This window comes from Pelodictyon luteolum, assembly GCF_001622165.1.
GTDB lineage: Bacteria > Bacteroidota > Chlorobiia > Chlorobiales > Chlorobiaceae > Chlorobium > Chlorobium luteolum_B.
This window is the reverse complement of the sequence record NZ_LVWG01000025.1, coordinates 1-11404: the sequence shown is the minus strand read 5'-3', so window position 1 is coordinate 11404 and position 11404 is coordinate 1. Positions and strand designations below refer to the sequence as shown.

Annotated in this window: 11 protein-coding genes; all 11 read right to left on the bottom strand. The window is 52.1% G+C overall.

Going from position 1 to position 11404, the window contains the following annotated elements:
• Position 1: 1 nt before the first annotated feature.
• Positions 2–2257 (bottom strand): hypothetical protein, encoded by a 2256-nt coding sequence (locus A3K90_RS04570; RefSeq protein WP_303681390.1) that lies wholly within the window; start codon positions 2255–2257, stop codon positions 2–4.
• A 19-nt stretch (positions 2258–2276) separates the two neighbouring features.
• Positions 2277–3155, bottom strand: coding sequence for a polysaccharide biosynthesis/export family protein (locus tag A3K90_RS04565; protein WP_303681389.1), 879 nt, complete (start codon positions 3153–3155; stop codon positions 2277–2279).
• A gap of 348 nt (positions 3156–3503) precedes the next feature.
• On the bottom strand, positions 3504–4478 hold the full coding sequence (locus A3K90_RS04560) for a glycosyltransferase family 2 protein (RefSeq protein ID WP_303681388.1): 975 nt from the start codon (positions 4476–4478) through the stop codon (positions 3504–3506).
• A 26-nt stretch (positions 4479–4504) separates the two neighbouring features.
• The gene (locus A3K90_RS04555) at positions 4505–4933 is read right to left on the bottom strand and encodes an ATP-binding protein (protein WP_303681387.1); all 429 of its coding nucleotides are present in this window, start codon (positions 4931–4933) and stop codon (positions 4505–4507) included.
• A gap of 16 nt (positions 4934–4949) precedes the next feature.
• On the bottom strand, positions 4950–5273 hold the full coding sequence (locus A3K90_RS04550) for an STAS domain-containing protein (protein WP_011358097.1): 324 nt from the start codon (positions 5271–5273) through the stop codon (positions 4950–4952).
• A gap of 13 nt (positions 5274–5286) precedes the next feature.
• Entirely contained in the window at positions 5287–6678 is a 1392-nt protein-coding gene (locus A3K90_RS04545; RefSeq protein ID WP_303681386.1) for a sugar transferase, read from the bottom strand.
• Positions 6675–7028: an STAS domain-containing protein gene (locus A3K90_RS04540; protein ID WP_303681385.1), complete on the bottom strand. Its 354-nt coding sequence runs from the start codon at positions 7026–7028 to the stop codon at positions 6675–6677. Before A3K90_RS04540 ends, A3K90_RS04545 begins: the two co-directional genes overlap by 4 nt.
• Positions 7029–7042: 14 nt before the next feature.
• Positions 7043–7762 carry a sugar transferase gene (locus A3K90_RS04535; RefSeq protein ID WP_303681384.1) on the bottom strand — a complete coding sequence of 240 codons (720 nt, stop codon included), beginning with the start codon at positions 7760–7762 and terminating at the stop codon, positions 7043–7045.
• Between the two features lie 7 nt (positions 7763–7769).
• Entirely contained in the window at positions 7770–8600 is an 831-nt protein-coding gene (locus A3K90_RS04530; protein ID WP_303681382.1) for a hypothetical protein, read from the bottom strand.
• 228 nt (positions 8601–8828) lie between these two features.
• On the bottom strand, positions 8829–10118 hold the full coding sequence (locus A3K90_RS04525) for a sigma-54-dependent Fis family transcriptional regulator (protein ID WP_303681381.1): 1290 nt from the start codon (positions 10116–10118) through the stop codon (positions 8829–8831).
• Between the two features lie 7 nt (positions 10119–10125).
• The coding region (locus A3K90_RS04520; protein ID WP_303681380.1) for a PP2C family protein-serine/threonine phosphatase at positions 10126–11404 on the bottom strand (1279 nt) is incomplete at its 5' end.

Genomic DNA, 11404 nt, shown 5'->3' with positions numbered 1-11404 from the left:
ACTAATCTTTTGTTTGCTGGAGTTTCTGTGTGAACTGCAGTAGCTTGTCAATCATGCGGATCCCGACGGGCGAACGCCTGATCCCGTCAAGTATCTTTTCTGGAACCACTTTACTTATGAGCGCGGGGGGGTTATCGAACATTTCTGCAATGGTCAAGCTTTTGCGTATCCCACCGAAGTTCAGGATTGGCGCGATGCTCGGCACTCCAAGAAGAACCAGCAAAGATGCGGCTTTTCTCAGATCCCTGAATTTAGAGCTATCGCCGAGTGAGATCAGGGTGACGATATCGGCATGCATGGCGAACTGCTCAGTCAGGTGGCTTTGGAGCAGGGGAGTGCTGTCAACGCAGATGAAATCGTATTTCTCTTTCAGTTCAGCAAAGAGTTCGGGAATTTTCTGGCGTGGGACACTTCTACCGGTGATATTGCCTGCATACATCATATCAATATTGTCACCGGGAGTGCTGACTATGCATTCTTCAAGCGTCATTGAGTCGGCCAGGTAATCGCAGAGTCCCGGCAGGCTGATCCGGAATTCATTTTCCTCATCAATTGGAGTGGCTTCGATGTCTCCATCGATAATGAGTACTTTAGGTACAAGTTGCGAGAGGGCTTTTGCGCAGCTGAATGTGATGGCTGATGATCCTACGCCCTTATCCGTACCTGTGAAAATGAGCGACCTGGAATTGTTCGATGTTTTTTCCCTAAAGAATTTAACGGCAAGGCTGCCGATCTGATGTGCTCGGAAATCATCGGGAGCAAGGCTTAGCTGCTCCGGATCCTCTGCATTCGGCGCCCGGAGGTTGACGATGGTTTGTACGGGAGGGTGCCCAAGTGCATGTGTGATATCCTTGCTGCTTCTGATGGTATCGTCAAAAAATTCATAAGTTGCGAACGCTCCGCCAACGAGGCCGAAACTACCAATGAGAAGCAGGATCGTTATCTTGTTGATGTTTGATTTGAGTGGCTGTTTCGGCGTGCGGGCAATAGAAAGAACGGAAAGGCGCAAGGGGGATTTTTTCTCGATTTCAATTTCGGTAATCCGTTTTTCAATGTTGTTGAGGAGGTCGAACTTGTTTTGCCAGTTGGCTGAAAGATATTCACCTCTGTGGATGCCTATCGAGATACGTTTTGCTTCCTTGCTGTTTTCATTGATTGCTATCCGCAGCGTGTCTTCTCTTGCTTGTGCGGCTTCATAATTGTTTTTGGCGATGATTACCGACTTTTGCATGTCGATATCTCTTTTGCCAAGGATGATGTGTTTTGCCTTGTTGCGTACTTCTTCACGGAGCTCCTGTGCATAGGCTTTCATTGATTTCATTTGCCCTTCTACATAAATACGCTCCGGGTTGATTTCTGTCAGCCCGTCGGTGGTGCTTCTCAACTGTTGGAGCTGTTGGTAGGTCCATGATTCTGTACTAGTCAAAGCATTGTTTGTTAAGACAATTTCATTGACTAATGGGTCCAGAGCAATTTTTTTTAATTCGTTATTTGATTGCTTGAGGGCATTATAATTGGTTTGATATGCAAGTCGTTCATTGAGGACAGAGTTGTAGGACCGTAAGAGGTTGTCGCTGTTTTTTGCTGCGATATTAAAGGTTTCAGAAAAAGATGACGTTCCGATATCCCGGGTCAGACTGTCAAGATCCCGCTCAATGGCAGACATCTCTTGAGTGATGACATTTTTCTGGGCATAGAGGAATTTGAGCCTGTCGCTGTTAGAGTTGTTGCTCGCTTTGCGGGTTTCCTCCATATAGGTCTGCATGAGAGTATTGAGGAACTCTGCAAGCCCCTCAGGTTTGCTCCCGGAAATCTGAAGGGTGAGTATGTGATCTCTGTTGCCAGGAGTAACCGATACCATGTTATGAAGAATGGCTGCACAAGTTTCCGTGGGGACCCCTTTGGGGAAGAGGGCCTCTCTGTCAGCCGGCTTCATTGAATCAAGCGCTTTTATCAGGATGTCGATGGTTGTCATCGCCTGTGCCGACGTGCTGATATAGCGCGGGTAGTAACTGACGATGGACGACTCTTCAGTGTTGCTGAAAAGGGTTGGTACCGTGGGGTCAACCTGCATGAGGGCATGAACTTCGTAGTATGGTTTTTTTACGACGAAGATTAGCGGGGTCAGCATGGCGAAAAGGAAACCGCCAAGCAGCAGGATGAATAAGCCGTACCTTTTTATAAAGCCCGCTAAGTCGAAAGCCTTTCTGGGTTTCCCCAAAGGTAGCGGATCCTTTGTTGCCTGTTCTTTCAGCATGATTGGGCGGAATTACCTGTTAAGGCTGAGATGGGATTATAATGGTTGAATTGACTGAATTCAGCGCAGATGTGCCCAGATTGAGGATTTGTAGCGTCGGCATGATATCCTGAAGCGTGTAGTTGAATTTTGCCATGCCGGAGGGGCTGACGTATATGATGTCGTTGGGCATGAGGGTATAGTTTTGTGTGAAATCAGCGTTTTCGACCAGTCTTTTGATGTTGATTTCAGCCACGGTGCCATTCGTGTCCTGCTGACGGATGATGAAGACTTTTTCCTCATTGCCTGTTCGTGCAATGCCGCCTGCCATCATTACTGCCTTGAGTACGCTCATGCCTTCATGCATGAGGATTGCCCCTGGCGTCTTGACTTCTCCCATGACGTAAATCATGTCGTGGGCGTGTTCCGGCACATAAATGATGTCGTTGTTGTGGATGGGGGTGTTCAGGCTCATGTTTCCGTTCGAGAGCAGATCCTGCAGATCGATCCAAATCACCTGATCGTTTCCCCTGATGATGGAGCAGCGGGTCATACGGTCTTCTTTCGGGACCCCGCCAGCAAGCGATAGGCCTTCGAGCAGTGTTCCCCTGCCGGTGAACCGGACCAACCCGGGTTTGTTCACGTTGCCAAGCACATAGGCCTTGTTATTCTGAAAATCATGTACCTGTATGGTGACTTCCGGTTTGATGTAAAGGACCTCAAGTTTTGTAGTAATCGATTCTTTGACTTCGTCAGGGGTTTTCCCGTTGACATTGAGCATGCCGACTCTGGGGGCAGCAATAAAACCGTCCGGAGAGATGATCAGTCGTTCTTCCGAGAGTTCGGGGCGTCGCCAAACCTTGATGCCGATGACGTCTCCCGGGCCGAGGCGGTATTCGAAAGGTTTTGCCTCGCTCATTTCTTTATTGAGGTCTTCTTTCTTGGCGAAGACGGGGGATTTTTCTGGAAGCTTTATGGTCAGGTCCCTGCCGGGAGGGGGTGGTTGTGGGTTGTTGGTACGCTGGGGTGAAAGTCCCGCACATGAGGTGAGCAGCAAGGCCAGAAAAAGACACTGTAAAACCTTGACGACTGGCGGTTGTATCAGGGGAGAAGAAAATTTGTGGTGCATTGCAGGGGGAATTATTCCTTCATTACTGCCACAGAAATCAGACAATCCGTGCCATAATGTTAATGGGATGTTACTCTGTTATGTTGATCGTATCGGCTGTTTTTCTGTCTGGCTGTCGGGGAGCGGGTTGTCTCATGATTACCATGGAGTTGGTGGTGAGATTGTGCCAAAGCGGGTGTCTTTTAGTGCACGGAGGGTCTGTTTGCCGATGCCAATCGATGCCGTGCGTTTTCTCTGCGCCTCTTCCGAGGGGATAACCATGTTTTTGGTGAAGATCAGAAGGTTCCAGAAGATTTCAAGTCCTGTTGATGCGATAAGCATTGCAGCTCCATGGTTTTTTCTGTAGTAGAGGCATTCGCTGCGGAGTCGGAAGGAGAGCACCTGTGATCCTGAATCGTCAAAAGTCTTTTCCTTTCTCGTCTTGCTGCATGCTCCGCCGATATGTATGACTGACGCATCGGGAATGAAATACACGCTCCAGCCTGCATTTTTCGCACGGCGGCAGAGGTCTGTCTCTTCGTAATAGAGATAGAAGCGTTCGTCGAAAAAACCGATCGACTCAAGCATGCTCCGGCGGACGATGGTGAAGGTCCCGGGGACCCAGTCGACCTCCATGGGGGCGTCGTGGTTGAATCCACCGAATTCATGGCGGTTCAGGATGGGGGAGCGGGGGTGCCTGCCGCTGATGCCGGAGATGGTCAGCAGTTTTGAGCGGATTGAGGGAAAGCGCCTTGCCGAGGGTTCGAGCGTTCCCTTGGGGGAGATGATTTTTCCGCCAGAGAGCCCGCATCCGGTGGTTCTGTCCATAAATGCAACCGCGTTGGCCAGAGATTCGGGCTGAAGGTAGGCATCCGGGTTGAGCAGGACGACATAGTCACCCTGCGAGAGCGTGTATGCCTGATTGTTAGCTGCTGCAAACCCCCGGTTGTCACTGTTTTCAATCAACCGGACTGCAGGAAACCGTTCCCTGACCATTGACGGGGATCCGTCTTTGGACGCGTTGTCGACAACGAAGACTTCCATAGGGACTTCTCCGGCATGCCGGAACAGGCTCATGAGGCACTCTGCAAGGATTTCCCGGGTGTTGAAACTGACGATGATGACCGATACCATGTTTTGGGGAGGGGGGTTATGGGTTTTCAGGGCCTGCTGATGAATTTTTTCATGGAGAGCACATTGCGCTGTCCTTCGCGACTGCATGAGACTTCGTCCATGAGCTTCCAGATGATGAACAGTCCGAATCCCCCTTCCGGATATTCAGTGATTTCGGGTTCAGGAGGGTGGATGTTGAACGGGGCGTTCCTGTCTGTCACGCTGGCCGTCAGTGCGTTGCTTTCCTCCTCAAAGCCGATTGTCACGGTAATGTCTTTGATGCTCGGATCCCTGTAATTGACGGAGTTGGTGAACGCTTCGCTTACGGCGAGTTCAAAGGTGTGGCCGAACTCCTGGACATTTCCTGAAAAGTTGCGCTCTTCGGCAAAAACTTCAGCGGTTGAGCGGGCGATATTTGCGGCGATCCGGCTGTTTCTAAGTTCAGCTTTGAGGGTTGCCGAAAGAATTTGAGTCATACTATGGTCTCCGGTATTAGTTGCCCGCAGCTGCCTGAATGTCATCATATATGTCGAAGAGGCTGTGTGCCTGAGTGATCTCGAACACGCGCTTCACCCGGTCATTCATCTTTGCCAGCTTCAGGGCTTCATTGGCCGATTTTTTCTGTCTGGCAAGCCTAACCAGCAGCCCCAGCCCGCTGCTGTCAATGAACTCGACCTGCTCCAGATTGATGATCATGGGTCCGGAGTGATCTGCCGTTTCAAGATAGGCTTTGAACTTTGGCGATGAAGCTGCGTTGAGTACTCCCTCCAGTGAGAGTACCTTTATGCCGTTGATGGTGGATTCTGCAATATTCATGTTTCCTCCCGTGTTACATATGTTTTTTGTTCAGTAAAGCTTTCAGAAGCAGGCCGATGTCGTTAAGCGATCCGCTATGAAGAAGATGATAATGGTCGACCATCAGTTCATCGCGCTCATTTTCGGGCCACTCTTCAGTTTCTGCATAACCGAAAACGGCAGGGTTCATGGCGATACAGCCTGAAGAGATTGTTGATGTATCCGAAGATACTGCCGGACGGTGCCCGATCAGCCGGAGTTTTCCGCCGAGTACCTTGAAAAGCGAGGGATATCGATCGATGGATAGCGCAATGGCGAGTCTGCCGTATGCTCCCTCGGGTCTGATCACGACCTGTTCAATGGTGAGTTTTTTTGCTGTTGCCCCCGGCGGGAAGAGGCGTTTCTTCGTATGCCAGTTCCTGCGCAATCCAAGCAGGGGACGGAGGATGAGAAACGGGAGGGCAAGGACGATGAGCAGGGCGAGGGCTGCAAGGGCGTGGATAATGCGGCGGATGATCTGCTTTGTCGATGCACCGGGCTGAATAGCGCTCATCAGATGAGGGTCTTCCATCTGCAGTGTCGCTCCGCTTTCCGGATCAATGAGGAGGCTGCCGTCAGCAATCCGCCCTTTGACTTCGAGCTGCTCGCCAATGAAGGTGTTGTCCATGAGGATGCTTCCGGAAACAACGCTTTCCCTGTCGATGATGACGTTGCTGCCGATGATGGCCCCGGGGCCGATGATCGAGCCTGCCGAGATCTGTACATTGTTGCCGATCATGACGGGCTTGCGGATCTCTGCCCCTTTCTGGATGACCACGTTTCTTCCAAGAAAACAGTCGGGCTCGCTGCTGTAGCCAGGGAGGATGTAGCGGTCTGCGTTCTTCAGTGTGTCGTCAGCAAGGCGGTAGTATTCCCCTATGGTGAGGAGCATTGGAAGAGATGGCTCGGGAATGGGTCCCGGTATGGAGTTCTCTTGTTTGTTACCAAGGATGGTGATTGATCCGCTCGTGCCGGAAACCGCGACTCCTTCCGGACAGGCCCTGAGCCATAGTCTGTAGTCGTTTTTTTTGTCGTAGGCCACAAATAGCGTTTTTTCAATCAGCATCGTCTTGCCTCTGGAGCAGAACTGCCGGTTCTTTTCGAGGAGCCGTTCCCGGTCATCTTCGGGAAGAATATGTGCATAGTCGATGGTGATGCCCCAACGGCTTCCGTTCCCGCAGTAGTTTTCCAGATCGGTGATCGGGCTGTCGCTTGCGATCCTTAAGGCTTCGCTGCCGGAAAGAATGGCAAAGTCGATCAGATACTCGATGAAGGGCTTGTTGCAGAGTGTCACCATCATCGGGTGGCGGCTTCTGAACAGGTCCTGGAGCCATGCGTGTTCCTCTTCCCGCAGCACGATGAGGGTCTGCACTGATCCTGTGTTCATTGCCGCACTCCTCCATGGAAGGCCGCTATGGCAGATACGGCATCAGGATGGATTGAAAAGAGCCGTTTTGCCTTGGTGAGCTCCATCAGCATGGAGGCTTTCATTCCGAGGCAGGCAAGTTTGAGATCCCCATCTTGCTCAATGGTCTTTCTTAGGATCGAAACCAGAACCCCAAGGCCGCTGCTGTCGATGAAGTTGAGGCCGGAGCAGTCAAATACCAGATTTGCCGTCTGTTTCAGCCACCCCGCAGCCGCCGCCTGAAGCTCTGCACAGCTGGCCGCGTCGATGCGTTCGGGAAGGATGGCCACTCCTACCCGTACTCCAGCTGATGTGTCGACACTGAATTCCATAGTGGCTCTCGTTGTCAATATGCGCCCCTTCCAGTAAGCACTGCAGGAACTGTCCTGAGAAGCAGGGCGATGTCGTTGGTGATGCTGGAACTTTGAATATACTGCATGTCAAGCAGGACCTGTTCGTTGAACGGGATGTCGCTTCTTCCGCTTACCTGCCAGAGACAGGTGATGCCTGGCATGACATGCAGCCGTTTGCGTTCTTCGAGGGTGTATTCCGCGACTTCCCGTGGAAGCGGAGGCCTCGGGCCCACCAGACTCATGTCACCTTTCAGCACATTAAGCAGCTGAGGGAGTTCATCGATGCTCAACTTACGGATTATACGCCCTACTTTCGTAATCCTTGGGTCTTTTTTCATCTTGAAAATCACTCCGGCCGCTGATTCATTCATTGCGGCAAGCTGATCTTTCATGCAGTCGGCATTGACTACCATGGAGCGGAACTTGAAGAACCTGAAGTGCCTGCCGTTCCGACCCACTCTGGTTTGGGCAAAGAGGACCGGTCCGGGGTTCTCGATCCAGATTGCTGCCGCCGTGATGAGGAAAACCGGCATGAGCAGGATGGTCGCAGCAACCGATACGGTGATGTCGAGCAGCCGTTTCAGTCTATAGGAGAGCCGGACTGTCGCTTCCCAGACGTATACCCGCATTGCCCTGTGTCTCTGGGCTGCAGGGCTGATGGTCTCGCTGATTTTCTCGATCAGCTCTTTTCTGACGGTCGGGTCGAGTTCCATGGTGTTCCTATTGCAAATCACGTATCAGCGCATTCCACTGCATTACGCTGTTGTGGTCAGGCGGATTCGTATCAATGATTGAGAGTTTCCCCAAAAGAATCAGGACTGCGAGCGGAATGTCGCGAAAAGCATGTCCGGTGGAATGGAACCGGTAGGCTTTCACTGCCGTTCCTGTTGATGTCCGTATTGAAACGGTATCGAGTACCGGCGTTCCCTTGAGAAGCTTTCTTGCCGCCAGCACCAGCAGGACAGGCAATCCTGTCAGGGTAAGGAGCGTCAGAGCCATAAGTACTTCCATTGAGCGACCCGCTATTTTAACTGCACCAGTTCTTACGGCGTGTATTTGGCGCCTGAGGCTGTTCAAAGTGAATGGTGGGGGGGCAAGAAGTCGTTGCTCAAGCATTTTTACCGATGCAGCCCTCTTGTCGCTTGCTCTTGATCCGGATGCGGCCAATGACGATTGGATGATCCGGTCAGCCTCTGCAATGAAACTTTCGCAGCTGCCATAGAAAACCGGGCCTGATGACCGGATCAGGCGCTCCGTTTCAGGGCTGTCCCCACTGCAGAGGCAGATGATGTTGCCGGGCTGGCAGGACGTTCTGATAGTGGTCAGCAGCGAGCTATTGAGTGCATCATCGAAGCTGTCGGTCAGTATGGTTATCTCGTAGGGGGGCTTTGCTTCGATGGCTTCTATATATGCAGCATGGTTTCCGGCAACCGATACCATATGGCCTTTTTTTCCGAGCAGGTCCTGCAGCTGCACGGTTTTGTGTGAGCATCCCAGTATCATGATGTGTCCTGTTCGGGTCATGATCATGTTGAGCTGTTCGTTAGCCATCCGTATTGTTTCGGTTTAAAGGAAATAGGCTCGTTCTTATCTTGAAAAATATGGCAAGAACAGTGCCAAATTGAGGGGAGGCCTTCAGAGCCTTTGTCTGCGTGCTGTTCGGGTGACTTACGTCTTCTTTGATGCGGACCTTCGCTTTCAGAATGCAAGTCAAAGTGGATACTCTCTCTCATCGAGAGAGGTGCTTGTGCGTGTGTGGAGAGGGGGGAGCGGAGCGGGTCAGATGCTGTAGGTCTTGAGCCTGCGGTACAGGGTCGCTTCGCTGATGCCGAGAAGGTCGGCGGCGGCACGTCTGTTCCCCGAGGTTTTCTGCAGGGCTTTCTGGATAGCCTCTTTTTCATGTGAAGCCATGCTTCCGGGATTGACATCGCAGGCTTCAAGGGCAAGCATGTGGCCAGATTCAAAGGACAGTACATCTGTATCAATGGTGTCGCCATTGGTGAGCATGGTGGCCCGGCGCATCACATTTTCGAGTTCCCTGACATTGCCGGGCCATCCGTAGGCCGAGAGCATGGTCAATGCCCGTTCTGAAATAGTTTTTTGTGTAAATCCCTCGTTCTCTAGGCGATTGAGGATGTGGCGGCAGATCAGCGGGATGTCTGAAGCTCTTTCGCGCAGGGGGGGGGCATAGATGGTGATGGCATTGAGCCTGTAGTAAAGGTCTTCACGGAACTCCCCGTTCTTGACCCCTTCGGCGAGGTTTCGATTTGTTGCTGCGATAATGCGGATGTCGACGGGGTAGATCCTGCTTTCGCCTACCGGCTTGACGGCTCTTTCCTGAAGAGTCCTTAGGAGTTTGGCCTGCATGTTCATCGGGAGTTCCCCGATTTCGTCAAGGAATAACGTTCCCTTGTCGGCTGAGCGGATCATGCCGAGCGTGCTGCGGTCCGCTCCGGTGAACGCTCCTTTAGCATGGCCGAACAACTCGCTTTCGATAATCGTGCCGCTGATTGCTGCGCAGTCAACCGGGATGAACGGCCTGTCGCTACGTGCGCTGCTGCGGTGGATGGCTCTGGCAAGAACTTCCTTCCCTGTACCGCTTTCCCCCTGCAGCAGAATAGTCGTGCCCGTCGGCGCGATTTTTTCTATCAGGGTCTTTACCTTCTTCATTTCCGGCGACTCCCCGATGAGGCCTTCGAAGCGGGACGGGAGTGCACTCGTAACCGGTTTTTCTTTCTCCGGCAGAGGCGCGGTGCTGCGGGTAAAGCTTTTGATGTCCCCGGGAGTGAGTCCTGCAAGCCAGGAAAGTATCTCCTGCAGTTCGTCATCACCCGCAACTAACATTACTTTTGCCGGTGGGGTGGCTTCCAGCAGGCTGTTGCATAAGGGGAGAACAGCAGGTCCGGTTTTGCTGAGGGTGATGATGGCAAGCTGGAATATTTCGTCGTCTCTGACCATTGCCGCAGCATCCCCGGCATCATCCACATAGGTGACTTTGAAGGGGGCCCGGGCGGTTTGGCGGAAGGTTCCGGGCTTGCCGCCGATGATGAGGATGGAGGATATGCCCATAGTCGATTCAGCTGATGCGGATGACAATGCACGAGGCATCGTCTTCAAAGGTAGTTCCGCCTGTTGCGGAAGAGAGCTCCTGGCGGATAGCGAGCAGTATATCGTCTGTGCAGGCCTTTTGGTGCCGGGTAACGAGTTCGATGAGGCGATCTTCTCCGAAAAACGAGCGATCGGGCAGCTGGGCTTCTGTGATCCCGTCGGAGTAAATGACGATGGTATCACCGTGCTCGATCGGCACATCGACGCAGGCGAAGTCCTGCTCCTCAACCATTCCAATCGGAAGGTTCGATCCTTTCAAAAGGGAACATGTGCCGTCAGCTGCATGGACATGAATGGTTGAAGTATGCCCGCAGTCAATCATCGAAAGTCTCTTGTGTTTCAGGTCAAGCCTGAAGAAGAGCATGGTCGCATAGATTTCTATGTCCAGCAGGTCATGAATGCACTCCCTGTGGAGATCGGTGACGATTTCTTGTAGTTCAGGAACGGTTGTTCTGAAGCTTTTCCTCGCAATCGTCCTCAGGTAGAGTGATTTCATGCCCGATCCCACCAGGGCCGACAGGATGCCATGGCCCATGACATCGCCGAGCAGGATATCAGCCAGCTGTTGTTCATAGACGATGAAGTCTGAAAAATCACCGTTCAGGTGTCCCGAGGAGAGCATGAAGTGGCTGATAGAGGCGCCCTCAAGCGTAATCGGGACATGTCGCTGCAGGAGTCGTCGTTCAATCTGGGATTCAAGCGTCTTCTGTACTTTTTCCAGTTCAAGCCAGCTTTTCTCTTCCTGGGCCCGGAGCGTGTTGTCTCTGGCAATCATGATGATATGCGGAACCGAGAGGATCTTGGCCGTGTTAACTGAAATCCCGATGTTGACATCGGTTCCATCTTTTTTAAGGCAGTCTATCTCCAGTTCCCTCGGTGCCGTGTTCAGCGATGTAAGCAGTTTTTCAATTATTCCTTCTTTGACATTTTCCGGAGTCATCAAATCGCCAACCCGGAGCGACAGAAATTCTTTGCGGGTGTACCCGAAAATGTTTTCGGCCGCCACATTCGCATAGACGATACGGCCGGCTGCATCAAGAAGGAAAATAGGGTCGAATGCCGCATCGTTCATGGCCCGGAAGCGCTGTTCGCTGTCCTGAAGCCGTGTTGTCATGAGTCGCAGCTCATCATTGATCTGCGTAAGATACCGGTTCTGCTTTTCGGCCAGGGCAGACATCTCCCGGTGTTCCAGCTGCATCCGGTAGAATGCTATGGCATCCCTGATGATTGCCTTCATGCGTTCCCCC